Annotated in this window: 18 protein-coding genes; 16 read left to right on the top strand and 2 right to left on the bottom strand. The window is 61.8% G+C overall.

Features of this window, described 5'->3' with window-relative positions:
* The 8 genes from EN745_RS12435 to EN745_RS12400 form a co-directional block, all read left to right on the top strand.
* Positions 1-1,464: amidohydrolase (locus tag EN745_RS12435; RefSeq protein ID WP_145992015.1), on the top strand; the 1,464-nt coding region annotated here is incomplete at its 5' end.
* 1 nt (position 1,465) lies between these two features.
* Positions 1,466-2,611: an ABC transporter ATP-binding protein gene (locus EN745_RS12430; RefSeq protein WP_127421376.1), complete on the top strand. Its 1,146-nt coding sequence runs from the start codon at positions 1,466-1,468 to the stop codon at positions 2,609-2,611.
* Entirely contained in the window at positions 2,595-3,521 is a 927-nt protein-coding gene (locus EN745_RS12425; RefSeq protein ID WP_127421375.1) for an ABC transporter permease, read from the top strand. The genes EN745_RS12430 and EN745_RS12425 overlap by 17 nt, the downstream gene beginning before the upstream one ends.
* Positions 3,511-4,317, top strand: coding sequence for an ABC transporter permease (locus tag EN745_RS12420; RefSeq protein WP_126058920.1), 807 nt, complete (start codon positions 3,511-3,513; stop codon positions 4,315-4,317). The genes EN745_RS12425 and EN745_RS12420 overlap by 11 nt, the downstream gene beginning before the upstream one ends.
* A gap of 25 nt (positions 4,318-4,342) precedes the next feature.
* Complete coding sequence (locus EN745_RS12415; RefSeq protein ID WP_126058919.1) at positions 4,343-5,374, top strand: extracellular solute-binding protein; 1,032 nt, start codon at positions 4,343-4,345, stop codon at positions 5,372-5,374.
* Positions 5,375-5,514: 140 nt separating this feature from the next.
* The gene (locus tag EN745_RS12410) at positions 5,515-6,387 is read left to right on the top strand and encodes an SUMF1/EgtB/PvdO family nonheme iron enzyme (protein ID WP_127421374.1); all 873 of its coding nucleotides are present in this window, start codon (positions 5,515-5,517) and stop codon (positions 6,385-6,387) included.
* A gap of 24 nt (positions 6,388-6,411) precedes the next feature.
* Positions 6,412-6,861: a group III truncated hemoglobin gene (locus EN745_RS12405; RefSeq protein ID WP_127421373.1), complete on the top strand. Its 450-nt coding sequence runs from the start codon at positions 6,412-6,414 to the stop codon at positions 6,859-6,861.
* 96 nt (positions 6,862-6,957) lie between these two features.
* Positions 6,958-7,374: a potassium channel family protein gene (locus EN745_RS12400; RefSeq protein ID WP_245487703.1), complete on the top strand. Its 417-nt coding sequence runs from the start codon at positions 6,958-6,960 to the stop codon at positions 7,372-7,374.
* Positions 7,375-7,392: 18 nt separating this feature from the next.
* Here the strand turns inward: EN745_RS12400 and hemN are convergent, their stop codons facing one another.
* Positions 7,393-8,766, bottom strand: a complete 1,374-nt coding sequence (hemN, locus tag EN745_RS12395) for an oxygen-independent coproporphyrinogen III oxidase (RefSeq protein ID WP_127406672.1) — start codon at positions 8,764-8,766, stop codon at positions 7,393-7,395.
* A 134-nt stretch (positions 8,767-8,900) separates the two neighbouring features.
* Between hemN and EN745_RS12390 the strand changes: the two genes are divergently transcribed.
* Positions 8,901-9,629, top strand: coding sequence for a Crp/Fnr family transcriptional regulator (locus tag EN745_RS12390; protein WP_127421371.1), 729 nt, complete (start codon positions 8,901-8,903; stop codon positions 9,627-9,629).
* Between the two features lie 28 nt (positions 9,630-9,657).
* On the opposite strand, the gene EN745_RS12385 is transcribed toward EN745_RS12390, so the two are convergent.
* Positions 9,658-10,074 carry a hemerythrin domain-containing protein gene (locus EN745_RS12385; protein ID WP_127406591.1) on the bottom strand — a complete coding sequence of 139 codons (417 nt, stop codon included), beginning with the start codon at positions 10,072-10,074 and terminating at the stop codon, positions 9,658-9,660.
* A 241-nt stretch (positions 10,075-10,315) separates the two neighbouring features.
* On the opposite strand from EN745_RS12385, the gene ccoN reads away from it, so the two are divergent.
* The 7 genes from ccoN to EN745_RS12350 all read left to right on the top strand — a co-directional run.
* Positions 10,316-11,926, top strand: a complete 1,611-nt coding sequence (gene ccoN / locus EN745_RS12380) for a cytochrome-c oxidase, cbb3-type subunit I (RefSeq protein WP_127421370.1) — start codon at positions 10,316-10,318, stop codon at positions 11,924-11,926.
* A 10-nt stretch (positions 11,927-11,936) separates the two neighbouring features.
* Positions 11,937-12,668, top strand: coding sequence for a cytochrome-c oxidase, cbb3-type subunit II (gene ccoO, locus EN745_RS12375; protein ID WP_126058908.1), 732 nt, complete (start codon positions 11,937-11,939; stop codon positions 12,666-12,668).
* Between the two features lie 11 nt (positions 12,669-12,679).
* Positions 12,680-12,829 (top strand): CcoQ/FixQ family Cbb3-type cytochrome c oxidase assembly chaperone, encoded by a 150-nt coding sequence (locus EN745_RS12370; protein WP_019860163.1) that lies wholly within the window; start codon positions 12,680-12,682, stop codon positions 12,827-12,829.
* Between the two features lie 2 nt (positions 12,830-12,831).
* Positions 12,832-13,695 carry a cytochrome-c oxidase, cbb3-type subunit III gene (ccoP, locus tag EN745_RS12365; RefSeq protein ID WP_127421369.1) on the top strand — a complete coding sequence of 288 codons (864 nt, stop codon included), beginning with the start codon at positions 12,832-12,834 and terminating at the stop codon, positions 13,693-13,695.
* 171 nt (positions 13,696-13,866) lie between these two features.
* Entirely contained in the window at positions 13,867-15,426 is a 1,560-nt protein-coding gene (gene ccoG, locus EN745_RS12360) for a cytochrome c oxidase accessory protein CcoG (protein WP_189363030.1), read from the top strand.
* Positions 15,423-15,917 (top strand): FixH family protein, encoded by a 495-nt coding sequence (locus EN745_RS12355; RefSeq protein WP_127421367.1) that lies wholly within the window; start codon positions 15,423-15,425, stop codon positions 15,915-15,917. Before ccoG ends, EN745_RS12355 begins: the two co-directional genes overlap by 4 nt.
* Positions 15,914-18,100: cation-translocating P-type ATPase (locus EN745_RS12350; protein ID WP_127421366.1), on the top strand; the 2,187-nt coding region annotated here is incomplete at its 3' end. The genes EN745_RS12355 and EN745_RS12350, both read left to right, overlap by 4 nt.

Here is an 18,100-nt window from a genome sequence, read left to right as displayed (position 1 = left end):
GCGCACATGCATGTGTTTGGCGGCGGCGCCATCCTCAATGACCTGTTGCTGACGGGCACGAAGGGTAAAACCGCGATCCGCGAAAAAGTGCTGGCTCACGCCGCGGCAAATCCGGAAGCGAAGGTCCTTTTTTGCCAGGGTGCCGACTATGACATGCTCGATGGCAGCCCGATCGACCGGCATTTCCTCGACAGCATCCTCGATGACCGGCCCCTGGCCTTCGTGGCCTTTGACCATCACACAATGTGGGCCAACACCATACTGCTAGAGGAAGTCCGGCTTCTCCACGGCAAAGCCCTGGGCCCCGGCAACGAGGTGGTCATGGGCGGCGATGGCCTTGCTACCGGCGAACTGCGCGAAGTCGAGGCCTTCGGACCGGTCAATGTCTATGCCGGCACATTTCGTTCGTCGCTGGGGCTTTCCACGGGAGGCGAGCCGCCCGAACCGCCAACGCCAGCGGAAAGGGCGCTGGACCGGGCGTCCATAAAAGCCGCCCTGGCCTGGTGCGCCAGGCACGGGATCACGTCGATCCACAACATGGACGGAAATCTTTACACACTGGAACTGCTCGACGAGATCCAGGAACAGGGCGCCCTGCTCTGCCGCGTCAAGGTTCCCTTCCATTTCAAGAACTTCATGACGGTCGACATGCTGGAAAAGGCGTCCCGCATGAATGACGACTATCGCGGGGACTGGCTGAACTCCGGTCTCGTGAAGGCTTTTTATGACGGCGTGATCGAAGGCTACACCGCTTATCTCGTCGACGGCTATGCAGACCGGCCCGACTTCACCGGGGAACCGCTCTTCACGCAGGCCCAATTCACGGAAATGGCGACCGAGGCGGACCGGCGCGGTCTGCAGATCGCCGTGCACGCGATCGGCGACGGTGCGGTGCGCGCGGTCCTGAACGGCTATGAAGCCGCCATGAAGGCCAATGGCCCGCGGGACGCGCGCCACCGGATCGAGCATATCGAGGTCATCCAGCCCAACGACATTCCGCGCTTTGCTGCCCTTGGCGCGATCGCGTCCATGCAGCCGCCTCATCCCCCGGGCGTGATGGATTTCCCGCTTGAACCGGCCAAGACCCGCATCGGGCCCGATCGCTGGCCGCTTGCCTATGCCTGGCGGACTTTAAAGCAGGCGGGAGCCCATGTTGTCTTTGCGTCGGATTGGCCGGTGGCGCGGATTGACGTCCTGGCCGGCATCCATGCGGCCGTCAACCGCGAGCCCTGGGCGCAGCATCTGCCAGACCAGAGCTACACCCTCCACGAGGCGATTGCCGCCTATACGATCGAAGGTGCCTATGCCGAACACGCGGAGGACCGGAAGGGACAACTCAAACCCGGTCATTTCGCCGATTTTGTCCTCCTATCCGGCGATATCGAGGCCGTTTCACCCGGGGAGATCAACACCCTCTCACCTGCACTCACCGTCTGCGGCGGTCGCGTTACCTTCGAGGCCTGATATGCTGGCATTGTCCCAACCCACCCAACCGCAAACCGCGGATCGTCGCCTGGCGATCCAGGCGATCGGCCTGCAAAAGAGTTATGGCACCGGCGCCTCGGCCTTCCTGGCGCTTGATGATGTGTCGATCGACATTACCGAAAACGAGTTCTTTACGTTGCTGGGCCCGTCCGGTTGCGGAAAAACGACGCTTTTGAGGCTGATCGCTGGGTTCAACTTTCCGACCAACGGACAAATCCTGCTCCGCGGCAAGGACATTGCGGCGCTTCCGCCGTTTCGGCGGCCAATCAACACGGTTTTCCAAAACTACGCGCTCTTTCCCCACATGTCTGTCGGCGAGAACATCGGTTTCGGACTGAAAATGCTGGGCTGGACGAAGTCCAGGTGCGTGGATCGCGTGGCCGCGATGCTGAAACTCGTGCGGATGGAAACGCTTGCCGACCGGCGGACCAGTGAGATCTCCGGCGGGCAGCAGCAGCGTGTCGCCCTGGCCCGCGCTCTGGCTCCGCAACCGGAAGTGCTTTTGCTCGATGAACCGTTGTCGGCCCTCGACTACAAGCTGAGAAAGGAGATGCAGGTCGAATTGAAGCGACTCCAAACTGAAACCGGCATCACGTTTATTTTCGTGACGCACGATCAGGAGGAAGCCCTGGCAATGTCCGACCGCATTGCCGTCATGAACCGTGGGCGGGTGCTCCAGGTTGGCCGTCCAAGAGAAATCTACAACGCTCCGGTGGATAGGTTCGTCGCCGACTTCATCGGCGAATCGAACATTCTGAGCGGCCGGCTTGTCGGGCAGGCCGCTGGGGATGCTCACCAGGTCAGAATTGCTGGCGCTGTCGCTACCGCCTACGGCAAAGCCGGAACTTCCGGCGACGGGACGGTTCAGGTCCTGATCCGCCCGGAACATGTCGACGTCCTCGACTCCCCGTCATCGGACTGCATTCCTGCAGTCGTCGAGGACGAGGTTTTCGTTGGGACGGACACCCGCCTTCAATTGCGCCTGAACGACGGTTCGACTTTCACAGTCCGCCTGACCAACAGCCCGGAACAAGAGAAAATCAGGACGTCCGGCACACAGGTATGGCTGCGAATCCATAGCCATAGCGCCTGGCTGCTCGGAGGCGAACATGTCCAGCATCGCTGAGATGGCGGCCACACGCCGAACCGCCGAAAGCCGGCGCCGCTGGTTGCTCAAGGCGCCGGCCCTGGCGACCATCGTGATCGCCTCTGTCGGGCCGCTTGCAGTGATGCTTGTCTATTCGGTGATGGCAAAGGGCGCCTTCGGCGGCGTCGCACTCGGTCAGTTCAGCCTCGACGGCTGGACGAACGTCTTTGTGGAGCGGGATCCCTTTGACGACACGCTCGTACTGGCCGATGCCAATCTCATCATCTTCTGGCGTTCCATCAAACTGGCACTGGTCACGACGCTAGCCACGCTGCTCATCGGCTTCCCGACCGCCTATTACATTGCGACCCGGCCCGAGCAGGTCCGGTCGCAATGGATGCTGCTGATCACGATCCCCTTTTGGACCAATCTTCTGATCCGCACCTTCGCGATCATGGGCATCCTGTCCAATCAGGGGCCGGTCAACAATATCCTCATCTGGGCCGGGTTGATCGACAAGCCCATGCAGATGCTGTTCACGGACGGGGCGGTTCTCCTGGGGCTCGTCTACGTCTACCTGCCACTCATGGTGCTGCCGATCTATGCGAGCCTTGAGCGCATGGATTTCAACCTTGTGGAGGCAGGGTACGATCTTTATGCGACGCGCTCAAAGGTGCTTTGGCATATCGTCATCCCCTCCTGCAAGCCGGGCCTGATCGCCGGATCGATCCTCGTCTTCATCCCCGCAATCGGCGCCTATGTGACGCCGCGCGTCTTGGGCGGGGGAAAGAACATGATGATGGGCAACCTGATCGAACTGCAGTTCGGTCAGGGTCGAAACTGGCCCCTCGGCGCAGCACTGTCCATCTGCCTCCTGGTGATCGTGACAGTGGCGCTCATCATCTACATCCGCGGAAGTTCGGGTAAGGAGAATGCGCATGGCCGCTAGTCAGCACGCATTCGATCTGAAGGCGCAGCCAGGCTTCAGCATTATTGCGCGATCGGCGATCGTCGCTCTCTATTTGCCGATCCTCATCCTCGTCGTGTTCGCCTTCAACGCGACCTCCTCGCTCGGCGTCTGGGGCGGCTTCTCCTTCGATTGGTTCGTCAAGGCCTGGCACAACGACCTGATCATCAATGCAGCTCTCTTCTCTTTGTTTCTTGCCACCGTGGCCGGCGTCCTGGCGACCGTCATGGCCACGATGGCCGCCATCGCCATGACCCGAACCGACGCCTATCGCGGGCAGTTGGTCTCCTACGCCCTGATCAACCAGCCTCTGATCGTTCCTGAAATCGTAACGGCCATCTCGCTTCTGATCGTGTTCGCGGCAGTCAAGTCAGCAACCGGCTACTCGGGAACCGGCTATCTGGTCCTGGCGCACACGGCCTTCTGCATCCCGTTTGCCTATCTGCCGATCCGTGCTCGGCTGGAAGGCATGGATCTGACCCTCGAAACCGCGGCGGCCGATCTCTATGCGGATCCGTGGAAGACGTTCCTGCATGTGACGCTTCCGAGGCTGGCGCCCGGCATCATAGCGGGTTTCATGCTGGCCTTCGTCATTTCGCTCGATGATGTCGTCATCACCGATCTCGTGAAGTCCGGCGGACAGGAAACCCTGCCGACCTACATGCTGGGTCAGATCCGTCGCGACATGACCCCCGAAGTCAATGCTGCCGCCACCATGCTCTTGGTGCCCTCGATCCTTCTGGTGACGGCCGTGCATCTGATCAACCGCAAAAAATAATCAACCTTACAGAGGAGTGACAAGCATGCGATCCATATTGACGGCGCTGACATCGGCGATGCTGCTTGCGGCGGCAAGTTCAGCGGCCCTCGCAGAGGAAGAACTGAGCCTCTATAATTGGGGCAATTACACCAGCCCGGAACTCCTGGAAAAATTCAAGAAGGAAACCGGCATCAAGGTCACGGTGACGGACTACGACTCCAACGATACCGCGCTGTCCAAGGTCAGGGCGGGCGGCTCGGGTTTCGACATGGTGGTTCCGTCGGCCAATTTCGTGCCGATCTGGATCAAAGAGGGTCTCCTCCTTGAATCGCGGCCCGACCAGATGCCGAATTTCAAGAATGTCGACGAACGCTGGGTGAATGTCGGCTGGGATCCGGGCCGTCATTACTCTGTGCCGTGGCAGTGGGGTATGACTGGGCCGGTCGTTGCCACTTCCGTCTACAAGGGTGACATCAACACCAGCGCAATCTGGCTCGATCCGCCGCAGGAACTGAAGGGCAAGATCAATGTCGTGCCCGAGAAGAACGATGTTCTGTATGCCGCCATCCGGTACATGGGCGGCACTTGGTGCACCGGAGACAAGGCGCTGCTGAAGAAGGTTCGAGACAAGCTGCTCGAAGCCAAGAAGTCCTGGGTCTCGATGGATTACGGCATCGAAAAGATGGACAGCCGCGATACGCTGGCCCAGCTCTACTACAATGGCGCCGCATTCCGGGCGCGGCAGGTCAATGCCGACATAAAGCTCGGCTTCCCCAAGGAAGGCTATTCGCTGTTCATGGACAGCGTGGCAATCCTCGCCGACGCGCCGCATCCGGACAATGCCAAGAAGTTCCTGAACTTCATCATGGCGCCTGAAAACGCGGCCCTGATTTCGAACTTCGCGACCTATGCCAACGGCATCAAGGGCTCGACCCAATTCATGCGCGACGACATCAAGGCCGCGCCCGAGTTGAACATTCCGGCGGAGTACATTGCCGCCGGCGGCTGGCAGGAAGTCTGCCCCGCCGAGGTCGACGAACTCTATACCCGTATCTGGACCGACCTGATGAAGTGATGCGTGCGCTCCGGCGGAGGTGACGACCTGATGATGCAGGTCGAGGCGCCCAGGGCGATCGCTTCATAGGCGGGAGATCGGAACCTCGGTGCAACCCGCGGCGGAGCCAACGGGTTGCACTCACGGCCGGACTTGATGCGATGTCCTTTGACCCTCTCTTTGCCTCCGGAACGATTGCAGCTGCCGCGTTGATCGGCATGGGCATAACCCATGCGCTCGACACGAGCTCCTTGGAGACCCTTCAACCGGTGGCCGTGCGCGAACTGGTGGTGCTCGGGCCCGGCTCATTCTATCACCCACAGCCGGGGGAATTCCTCCAGGAAAACCATCCCGTCGCGGCGCCCGTCGTAAAGGAGACGATCGATGCACCGCTGGAAATCATGAAGTACCAGGTAAGCGTTTCGGAATATGCAGGTTGCGTGGCGGACGACGCCTGCAAGCCGGCTGACACGGCAAGCGTGGGCACCGTTCCCGTCACGGGTGTGAGCTATCTCGATGCCGAAGCCTATGCGAGGTGGCTGTCAGCCCGTACCGGTGAGGCATGGCGGTTGCCCACGGACACGGAGTGGGCCTATGCTGCGGGCGAACGATTCCGGGCTGACATCGAGGGCGGCAATGGCGACCCGAACAACCCCGCGCGACGCTGGCTGGCCCAATATCGCCTCGAGAGCGCGCTAGGCCGGAAGCCGGATCCTGCACCAAGGGTACAGGGCGCCTTTGGTGTCAACTCGAAGGGATTGGCGGACGTTGCCGGCAACATCTGGGAATGGACTGCGACATGCTACGTCCATGCGACGGTCGCTGGGGGCGGTGCGGATATCGCCAGATCGATCGACAATTGCGGGGTGCACGCCGTGGAGGGCTTCCACCGCACCTACATGTCGAACTTCATTCGGGACGGCAAAAGCGGCGGCTGCGCCGCAGGAACGCCGCCCGACAATCTGGGTTTCCGGCTTGTCCGCGACCGGCCCGGTTTCGTGCAGGCCGCCCTTCGGCGCCTGGGCTTGTCCTGATAGCAGCAGCAACCAAAGAATGTGATGACCTCGAAACTAGCTTTGGTCGACAGGGTGCGCCCCGTCGCGGAACAACCCTTGGACCACGCCGGTGTCGATCGGGAGTCGATCGGAAAACTGGTCCGCGAGTTCTACACCAAAGTCAGGAACGACGAACGGCTTGGACCGATTTTCGCACGCGAGATCACCGGTGATTGGCAGCCGCACCTGGAGAAAATGACGGACTTCTGGTGTTCCGTCATCCTGAAGAGCGGTGACTATCACGGCCGCCCGGTGCCCGCTCATCTCAAACTCAAGGATGTCACCGAGGCCGATTTCGAGATCTGGCGCGCCCTGTTTGGTCAGACGGCGGCCGAACTCTTCGCTCCGGAGACAGCGGCAGTGTTTGTCGACCGGGCGCAGCGGATAGCGACGAGCCTGAAACTGGCGATGTTCTTTCGGCTTCCACCCACTTCGACAGTCGGTGGCCGATAGCTGGCCCTGGCGGAACCTGCCTGGACTTCAGGTTTGATCTCGCGCAAGGAAACCATCTCTCGCGGTTCCTAATTTTCTCCCATGGCTCTCAACCTGTTGGTCGGCACGATCGTCATAGGCCTGACGGTCGTCATTCACACCTTCGGCCTCATCGCGGTCACCCGTGCGATGGGACATCTGGTGGCGCGATTTCGCATGCATGGTCGGCGAAGCCGCGTTCTTGCGATGATCAGCGTGGTAATGGGTCTTTTTGCCGTGATGACAGCCGAGGTCTGGTTGTGGGCCGGGGTGTATCGCATGCTCGGCGTCCTGCCCGACTTCGAGACGGCGCTCTACTTCTCCACCATCACCTTCTCGACGGTTGGCTATGGCGACATCGTGCCTGTTCACGCATGGCGCGTGCTGGCGGCACTGGAAGGGGTGAACGGTTTTCTCCTGCTCGGCTGGTCGACCGCCTATCTGATCGCGGCCGGAACGCGCATCGGCCCGTTCAGGGTTGGCGAGCACTTTTGACCGGCCGCCCGGACCGTTTCAGACTGCCACGGAATGTCTGCCCGTTCCCTTTTCGAGATATTTATCGAACCTCGCCGCCACTGTCCTGACGATGGGGCGGCTCTCCTCCGGCACGACAAAGGTCTCGCCGTCGAGTGCAAGCATCTTGCCGGCGCCGCCGATGGCCAGGCGGCTTGCCACGAGGAGCAGCTCTTCGCCGACCGATCCGAAGAGCTCCACCAGATCGATGGCCGAAAAGCGGAATTGGCACATCAGGCGTTCGATGATCCAGCCTCTCGCGACATCGTCGACACTCAGCTCGATGCCGCGGCCCGTCGCGAGTTGTCCGCTGTTCACAGCCTTCTCGTACTCGCCCGTTGCGGTGATGTTCTGTGCGTAGCCTTGCCGGAAGCGGCTGATGGCGGATGGCCCGAGACCGATCAGGGTTTCGCACCGATCCTCGGTATAGCCCTGGAAATTGCGACGAATCTTTCCGGCGCGAGCCGAGATGGCGAGCGCATCATCCGGCTTTGCGAAGTGGTCTATTCCGATTGCCTCATATCCGGCTGACACGATCAGCTGAGCTGCCAGCTGCGACTGAGCCAACCGTTCGGCGGACTGCGGCAGCCACGCATCGTCGATCATCGTTTGATGCTTCTTGAACCACGGTACATGCGCGTATCCAAACAACGCAATCCTGTCGGGCTCCAGCGTCAGCGCCTGCGTGACCGTCGAGGCAACGCTTTCGAGTGTCTGGTGCGGCAGCCCGTAAAGCAGGTCCAGATTGACGGATCTCACGCCGCGCGCGCGGGTGCCGTCCACAACATGGCGGGTCAACTGAAAGCTCTGTTCGCGGTTGATCGCCTTCTGCACCTTGGGATCGAAGTCCTGTACGCCCAGACTGGCTCTGGTCATGCCGATTGCGGCGAGGGCGTCCAGACGGGTCTCGTCCATGTCGTTGGGATCGATTTCGACGCTGACACTGGCGTCCTCAAGAAATTCGAACCGGTGCCGCAGGAGTTTTCCGAGCGCCAGCATGTCGTCGGGTTTCAACATGGTCGGCGAACCGCCTCCAAAATGGACGGCTCGGATGCGACCCCTGTCGCTCACAAGCTGCGCGACCGTTTCAATCTCCCTGTGCAGAGCGCTCAGAAAAGTCGTTACCGGCGCATAGTGTCTTGTCTGCTTGGTATGGCATGCGCAGAACCAGCACAGCCTGTCGCAATAGGGGACATGCAGGTAGAGTGAAATCTCGTCATCGCCTTCGAGCGCGTTCATCCAGCCGCGAACCGTTATCGCGTCAACGCCGGCGTGAAAGTGCGGCGCAGTCGGATAGCTCGTGTAGCGCGGAACGTTTTCTCCCGCCGCGACGGTCAAACTTGCCTGGCTGTTGTTGGCCGCATTTGTCTGCATGAGCGGCACCCTAGAAACGCCAGAATGCCGCGTCCTTGATCTTCGTCAAAGCAGCTGACGGCAAGGACAAACTGACGCAACGATTCTCGAGGCAGCGGTGGTATTCTGCCTGCATCTTGACCTCGAGCGATGAAATGACCGTCAGACAGGACGTTCACAGTTCCGGCATTCCCGTGCTTTGCCAGTCCTGCGAAGCGCGGCATCGCGGCGTCTGCGGCGCGCTCGATCCCAACCAGCTCGTCGGGCTCGCCAGAACCTCGTCAAGGCACAGTGTCGAGCCCGGGGCCGAACTGATCGGCGACGCCCAGGCCATCGACAGCTATTCGAACATACTTTCCGGCGTCGTGAAACTGACGAAGAGCCTTTCGGATGGACGCCAGCAGATTGTCGGCCTCCAGTTCGCGCCGGATTTTCTGGGACGTCCGTTCAAGGCGGAAAGCGAAATCAACGCGGAGGCCGCAACGGCTGTCTCCCTTTGTTCGTTCCCGAAGACGGCCATCGAACGCATGATGAAGGAATCGCCGGAGCTCGAACATCGCCTGCTCAAGCAGGCGCTGAACGAGCTCGATGAGGCGCGCGACTGGATGGTGACGCTGGGCCGCAAGACCGCGTCGGAGAAGGTGGCAAGCTTCCTCCTGATGATCGCCAGGAACATCGACCCCACAGCCGACCCGGCGGCCAGGTCGGCGACGTTCGATCTGCCGCTGACGCGCGCGGATATCGCGGATTTCCTCGGTCTGACGATCGAGACGGTAAGCCGCCAGTTGACCAGGCTGCGAACCGATGACGTCATCCGGATCGAGAACAACCGGCGCGTTTTGGTGGACAGCCTCGGCCGGCTGGAGCAGCGCTCCGGCGCCTAGACCCGGCGTCGCCGGCGCCCTTGCGGTTCTAGTCAGAATCTGCGATCCTGATCAGCGGCAGCACGTGCTCGCGTTCAAACGCTATATGCCGGCGCAGGCTTTCGAAGAAACCGCGCAACATGAAGCCGATGGCTTCTGCATTATCTACCCTCTCGCCGTGACCGATCGCCAGCAGAATTTCAGTGATCTCGTCGGCGAAGCATTCGTCTTCGACGTGCTCGGCGCGCAGCCGCTGGATTGAAGCAACACCCGCATTGTTGGCCGCCACCGCAACCTCGTAGGCGGGAAAGATGACCGTCTCTTCGTATCGATGAATGCTGCGCAGCAGCGGAACGATCGCGTTGGCCGTGCCGAGGCACTTCAGACGATCGACGCCTGGCAAGGCGTCTGCAATTCTTTCCAGGGCAACGCAGAGCTGCAGCTTCTCCCAATGCGCGCGCTTCATCACCGCGGCTGGGATCGCCTCCCTGCCCACTCGCGCCGAAGCCATCGCGTCTTCGCTGCGCGCATCGAACAACGACGGTCCTTGCTCCCCGCTCAATGCAGTCTCCCTTGGCTGGATCGAGGCTGCCCAATCCAAAACAAGGCGGCTTTGACCTGGATCAAGGCGACACCGCAGCAACTGCGGAATTGGTGCCGATGCGGATCGACGTCCGCGCACCAGAATCCAAGGTCGGGGACATGCCATGAAATTCGGCACGGAAATTGTCTTGTTGTGCTTCTTCACCTTCCTGGCGCTGGTGGCAGCCGGCTTTGGTGTCGACGAACCTTTCCGGCAGCACATGTGGGTGCTGTTCTTTGTGTTGCTCGGTTCTGTCGTTGTCCTCCTGCGCAACACGAGCTTTGCAGCGCCCGTCCCGATTGATCCCTCCGCCTATATGGATGGGCCGGTCCGTTACGGTGCCATCGCAACGATGTTCTGGGGCGTCGTCGGCATGCTGGTCGGCGTGATCATTGCCTTGCAGCTTGCCTACCCGGACCTCAACATCCAGCCTTGGTTCAACTTCGGCCGCCTGCGGCCGCTGCACACATCCGGCGTTGTCTTCGCCTTCGGCGGCAATGCGCTGCTTTGCACGTCTCTGTATGTTGTGCAGCGCACCTGCCGCGCCCGGCTCTTCGGCGGCGATCTCGCCTGGTTCGTGTTCTGGGGCTATCAGCTTTTCATCGTCATGGCCGCGACCGGCTACCTGCTTGGCATCACCGAGAGCCGCGAATACGCCGAACCCGAATGGTATGTGGACCTTTGGCTGACCATCGTCTGGGTCGCTTATCTCATCCTGTTCCTCGGCACGATCCTGAAGCGCAAGGAACCGCACATCTACGTCGCGAACTGGTTCTACCTGTCCTTCATCGTCACCATCGCGATGCTGCACGTCGTCAACAACCTCTCAATGCCCGCCTCGCTGCTGGGCTCGAAAAGCTATTCCGCCTTTTCCGGCGTTCAGGACGCGCTGACGCAGTGGTGGTACGGCCACAACGCCGTTGGCTTCTTCCTGACCGCCGGGTTCCTCGGCATGATGTACTATTTCGTGCCCAAGCAAGTGAACCGGCCGGTCTACTCCTACCGGCTTTCGATCATCCACTTCTGGGCGATCATCTTTCTCTACATTTGGGCGGGCCCCCATCACCTGCACTATACCGCCCTGCCCGACTGGGCGCAGACGCTGGGCATGGTGTTCTCGATCATGCTGTGGATGCCTTCCTGGGGTGGCATGATCAACGGCCTCATGACGCTCTCCGGCGCCTGGGACAAGATCCGCACCGATCCGATTGTCCGCATGATGGTCGTAGCCATCGCCTTCTACGGCATGTCGACCTTCGAAGGTCCGATGATGTCGATCAAGGCGTTCAACTCGCTGTCGCACTACACGGACTGGACCATCGGCCACGTCCATTCCGGCGCGCTCGGCTGGGTTGGCATGATCTCGTTCGGCGCGATCTATTACATGGTGCCTAAACTTTGGAACCGCGAGCGTCTGTATTCGCTGCGGCTCGTCACCTGGCACTTCTGGCTGGCCACGCTGGGGATCGTTGTCTACGCCGCGGTGATGTGGGTTTCCGGCATCATGCAGGGCCTGATGTGGCGCGAATATGATGAGCAGGGCTTCCTGGTCTACTCCTTCGCCGAAACCGTCGCTGCCATGCATCCCTACTATGTGATGCGGGCTGCGGGCGGCGCGATGTATCTCTCCGGCGCGCTGCTGATGGCCTGGAACATCACCATGACCATCCTCGGCTACCAGCGCGAGGAGCAACCGTTGCCGGGTTCCGAGCCCGCCCTCCAGCCTGCCGAATAAGGAGCCACACATGGGCTTGATGGACAAACACGCAATCATCGAGAAGAACGCGACGCTTCTTCTCATTGGCTCGCTGCTCGTGGTGACTGTCGGCGGCATCGTCGAGATCGCACCGCTCTTCTATCTCGACAACACGATCGAGAAGGTCGAAGGCATGCGGCCCTATTCGCCGCTCGAACTCGCGGGGCGCAACATCTATGTGCGCGAGGGCTGCTATCTCTGCCATAGCCAGATGATCCGGCCGTTCCGCGACGAGGTCGAGCGCTATGGTCACTACAGCCTGGCGGCGGAGTCGATGTACGATCATCCGTTCCAGTGGGGCTCCAAACGAACCGGCCCCGATCTCGCGCGCGTCGGCGATCGCTACTCCAACGCTTGGCATGTGCAACACCTCGCCGATCCGCGTTCGGTGGTGCCGGAATCGATCATGCCTCGCTATGCCTTCCTGAAGGATACGCCGGTCGAGGTGAAGAACTTCTCGACGCATCTGGTCGCCAACAGCCGGGTCGGTGTCCCCTATTCCGACGACATGATCGCCAACGCCAATGCCGATCTGATGGCACAGGCCGATCCCAGTGCCGACACGTCCGGCCTGGAAAAGCGCTATCCGAAAGCCAAGGTCGGCGACTTCGACGGCAATCCGCTGCAGGTCACCGAGATGGATGCCCTGGTCGCTTATCTCCAGATGCTCGGCACTCTGGTCGATTTCAAGACCTACGACGAAGCCGCCGGCTACCGCTGAGGAGACCGACCATGGATTACAATCTGATGCGGGAATTCGCCGACAGCTGGGGCCTGCTCGCCATGGCGCTGTTCTTTGTCGGATGCATTGCCTTCGCACTGCGGCCCGGCGGTCGCAGCCAGGCTGACGAAGCCGCCCGCATTCCCCTCAAGGACGACTGATCATGAGCACAGAGCATATCGACGACGTCTCGGGCATCTCGACGACCGGCCATGAGTGGGACGGCATCAAGGAGCTCAACAACCCTCTTCCCCGCTGGTGGGTGATAACCTTCTACATCACCATCGCCTGGGCGATCGGCTACACCATCGCCTATCCGGCGTGGCCAATGCTGTCTTCGGCGACAAGGGGCGCGCTCGGCTACTCCAGCCGCAACGATGTCAAGAACGAGTTGGCCGCGGCCGAAGCCGCAAAAGGCAAGTATGTCGCCGCCATCCAGGCGAAGACCGTCTCCGAGATCGCTGCTGATGACGCGCTGCGTGAATTCGCGGTTGCGGCCGGCGGAGCGACGTTCAAGGTCAATTGTGTGCAGTGCCACGGCTCAGGCGCCCAAGGATCCGCGGGTTTCCCCAACCTCAACGACGACGACTGGTTGTGGGGCGGCAATGCCGAGCAGCTCGAGCAGACGATCATGCACGGCATCCGCTTCGCCTCCAATCCTGATACGCGGCAATCGGAAATGCCTGCCTTTGGCGACATCATCACGGGCGACCAGATCAAGCAGGTCAGCGCCTATGTCGCCAGCCTTTCCGGTCCGGTCCAGGACAAAGGCCTGATCGAGCCCGGCGCCAAGGTGTTCGCGGAAAATTGCGTCGCCTGCCATGACGCTAATGCGAAGGGCAACAGGGAGTTCGGGGCGCCCGACCTGACCGATGCGATCTGGCTCTACGGATCGGGCGAGACGGCCATCGCGGCCCAGGTCCGCGCGCCGAAACATGGCGTCATGCCAGCCTGGATCGGACGTCTCGGCGAGACCAAGGTCAAGGAGCTTGCAGTCTACGTCCATTCGCTTGGCGGCGGAGAATAGGAGGCGGGGCCTATTCTCGGCCCTCGGCCGCCAAAGCGTAGAGGCCCGGCCAGCGCCGGGCCTCGTTTCATTCCGTCATGTGAAGATTGACCTGCATCAACGCGGCGAAGCCCATCCGGCGGCAAGAGTTGCTCGGGCGGGATTATCGGTCGTGCGCAAATGGAGATGAAGGTGCTGGATCAGACGCAGGTGGAACGGCTGGAGGCAGAGGCGGTCAACTCCGCCAGGGTCCGGCAGCCGCTTTATGCCCCGCGCAGGAAGATCTTCCCGAAACGCGCTTCAGGCAGCTTTCGCCGCTTCAAATGGCTGGTGATGGCGATCACGCTGGGCATCTACTACCTGACGCCATGGCTGCGGTGGGATCGCGGCGCGTTCGCGCCCGATCAGGCAGTGCTGCTCGATCTCACCAACCGCCGCTTCTACTTCTTCTTCATCGAGATATGGCCGCAGGAATTCTACTACGTCGCTGGACTTCTGATGATGGCCGGCATCGGCCTCTTCCTGATTACATCCACGGTCGGCCGCGCTTGGTGCGGCTATACCTGCCCGCAGACCGTATGGGTCGACCTGTTCCTGGTGGTAGAGCGGGCGATCGAAGGCGATCGCAACGCCCGCATGAAGCTTGACGCCGGCCCATGGACGGCACGCAAGCTGGTGCTGCGTGCATCGAAGCACGCCATCTGGCTGGTGATAGCGGCAGCAACCGGCGGCGCCTGGATCTTCTATTTCGCCGATGCGCCGACACTGGCCGGTGAGGTTTTCCATGGCACCGCCGCGCCGGTCGCCTATGTGACCATCCTCGTGCTGACGGCGACCACCTACACATTCGGCGGGCTGATGCGCGAGCAGGTCTGTACCTACATGTGCCCATGGCCGCGCATCCAGGCCGCCATGCTGGACGAGAATTCGCTCACTGTGACTTACAATGACTGGCGCGGCGAGCCCCGCTCGCGCCATGCCAAGAAAGCCCTTGCCGCCGGACAGCCAGTTGGCGATTGCGTCGACTGCAATGCCTGTGTCGCGGTCTGCCCGATGGGTATCGACATTCGGGACGGTCAGCAGCTCGAATGCATCACCTGCGCGCTCTGCATCGATGCCTGCGACAGCGTGATGGACAAGCTCGGCAGGCAGCGCGGGCTGATCTCCTATGCGACATTGTCCGACTACAATGCCAACATGGCTGTGGCCACCGCGGGGGGGGCACGCCCGGTGGATCCCTCGCTGGTGCGAACTGCCGACGGCGCCTTTTCGGAAAAGTTGGCGCATTTCCACATTCGCAAGATCTTCCGTCCGCGCACCTTCATCTATCTGGGCGCATGGTCGGCGGTCGGGCTCGCGCTGCTCTATTCGCTGCTGACCCGCGAGCGCCTGGAGCTCAACGTCCTGCACGACCGCAATCCGCAATTCGTGACGCTCTCGGACGGCTCGATCCGCAACGGCTACACCGTCAAGCTGCTCAACATGATCCCCGAGCCGAGGACGATCGTCGTCACATTGCAAGGCCTGCCGGGCGCCGAGATGAGCACGGTCGGCATTGAGCTTCCCCCCGCCCGCTCTTTCGCCACCCTGGCCGATCCCGACCGGCTGAAGACCCTGAAGGTCTTCGTCCGCCAGCCAGCCGACCAGATCGGCGGCGCCGCGCAGAGCTTCAAGTTCCTGATCGAGGACAAGGCCGGCCTCGAATCCGCCGAATACACGGCCACGTTCAATGCACCGGAGCCCGCCAGATGAGCGCCCATTCGCAGAAATCCCGCGAATTCACCGGCCGGCATATGCTGTTCATTATTCTCGACTTCTTCGGCGTGGTCATTGGCGTCAACCTGACCATGGCGACGCTGGCCAGCAAGAGTTGGACCGGGCTCGTTGTCGAAAACACCTATGTGGCGAGCCAGCAGTTTAACCGAAAGGCCGAGGAAGGGCGCGCGCGGGCGGCGCTCGGCTGGACCGGCAAACTGACGATCGCATGGGGTGAGGTCCGCTACGGCCTCAGCGATGCCGCAGGCAAACCCGTTCCCCTGCACGCGGTGAAGGTTTTGTTTCGCCACCCCGCCTACGAGGCAGAGGACAAGTCCATCATTCTGGCCTCCGCGGGCCAAGAATTTGCAGCGCAGCACACGCCGAGAGATGGCGTCTGGATCGTCGAAGTCGATGCCGATGCCGGTCTCGCGGAACCCTATCGCGACGTCCGTAGAATCATGATCTCCCATGGAGCGCTGCAATGAGCTGTTGTGCACCGGGCGCTGAAATGGCGTTGGCTCTGAACGAGAGCGCAGCCGCCCTGCCGTCAAGCCAGGAAATGCGGTTGGCTAGCCGCTCGCTTGGCGGGGATCTGCGCCAAACGGATCTCTCGGTACCGGCGGTTCACTGCGCAGCCTGCATTCAGACGATCGAGACAGCGCTTGGAAAGCTCGGGCGTATCGAGAGCTCGCGCGTCAATCTGTCGACAAAGCGCGTTTCGGTGCGGTGGCACGGTGACGAGGTTCCGCCAATCGTCGCCACGCTTGGGCGGCTGGGCTACGATGCGCACCTGTTCGATCCGGAGGCTGACGGCCAGGACAAGACGCTCTCGGAACTGATCCGCGCCGTCGCGGTCGCCGGCTTTGCGGCGGGCAACATCATGCTGCTTTCGGTGTCCGTCTGGTCCGGCGCCGAGGGGCCGACGCGCGATCTGTTTCATTGGGTGTCTGCACTGATCGCCATCCCCGCGCTCGCCTTCGCCGGCGGCATCTATTTCCGCTCGGCCTGGAATGCGCTGCGTCATGGACGCATGAACATGGATGTGCCGATCGCTGTCGGCGTCTCGCTGGCCTACGCTATGAGCCTCTACGAGACGATCAACCACGGCGACCACGCCTATTTCGACGCGTCGGTGTCGCTGCTGTTCTTCCTGTTGATCGGCCGCACACTGGATCATGTGATGCGGGAGCGGGCACGGACCGCGGTGAACGGACTGGCACGGCTCGCAGCGCGCGGCGCCGTAGTGCTGCGTGGCGATGCCATCCGCGACTACCTGCCGGTCGGCGAGATCGAACCCGGCATGGAGTTGCTCATCGCCGCCGGAGAGCGAATTCCGGTCGATGGCAACATCCTCAGCGGAAACTCGGATCTCGATTGCTCGCTGGTATCCGGGGAAAGCACGCCCCGCACCGTGGGCCTGGGGGCGCAGGTTCAGGCCGGCATGCTCAATCTCACCGGTCCGCTGAAAATGCAGGCGACGGCCGCCGCGAAGGATTCCTTCCTGGCCGAAATGGTCCGGCTCATGGAAGCCGCAGAAGGTGGCCGCTCCCAGTATCGCAGGATCGCCGACCGGGTCTCTGCCCTCTACGCACCTGTGGTCCACCTCGCGGCCTTGCTGACGTTCCTGGGCTGGATGGTCGCGTCCGGCGACTGGCACCTGGCAATGACGATCGCAATTGCCGTTCTTATCATCACTTGCCCATGCGCGCTCGGCCTCGCCGTGCCGATCGTGCAGGTGGTCGCGGCGCGACGCCTGTTCGAAGCCGGTGTCATGGTCAAGGATGGTTCGGCCATGGAACGGCTGGCGGCGATCGATACCGCACTGTTCGACAAGACCGGGACGCTCACGCTCGGCCAGCCGAGGCTGGTCAACGCGCCGTCCATCGACCCGACCATGCTGGCGATCGCGGCAGACATCGCCGCGCATTCGCGCCATCCGTTCTCGAAGGCCATAGCCGGTTTCGCGGGCTTTTCCGGTCAACCCAGTCTCGGATCCGTCGGTGAGCACCCAGGCTTTGGTATCGAGGCCAGCACAGAGGGCAACACCTGGCGTCTCGGCCGGCGCGGATGGGCTGGATGGAAGGCACGGACCGGCGGCGAAGGTAAATATGGCGGCTATGGCGGGACGGTGCTATCGAAGAACGGGACGATCGTCGCCGCCTTCGCGTTCGAGGATGCGGCGCGCTCCGATGCCAAGGCAGCGCTCGCAAAGTTGCAGGATGCCGGCGTATCCGTCGAGATGCTGTCCGGCGACACCGCCAATGCCTGTGCCGAAGTCGCCAAGGCGCTGGATATCGACAGCTACGTTCCGGCGCTGCTTCCGTCCGGCAAGGTCGAGCGGATCGGGGCTCTGTCGAGGCAGGGCCACAAGGTTCTGATGGTGGGCGATGGGCTGAACGACACGCCCGCGCTTGGTGCGGCGCATGTCTCGATGGCCCCGGCGACCGCGGCCGATGTCGGTCGCAATGCCGCCGACTTCGTCTTCCTGCGCGAAAGCCTCCTGGCTGTGCCTTTGGCATTGGACATTTCCCGCAAGGCGGGCCGACTGATCGGGCAGAACATCGCAATTGCGATCGTCTACAACGCGTTTGCGGTGCCGATCGCCATATCTGGGCATGTGACGCCGCTCATCGCAGCGGTCGCGATGTCCGCCTCGTCGCTGCTTGTG

Origin of the sequence: Mesorhizobium sp. M4A.F.Ca.ET.022.05.2.1 (genome assembly GCF_003998845.1) — a bacterium.
Lineage (GTDB): Bacteria > Pseudomonadota > Alphaproteobacteria > Rhizobiales > Rhizobiaceae > Mesorhizobium.
This window is presented reverse-complemented; position numbering and strand designations above follow the sequence as displayed.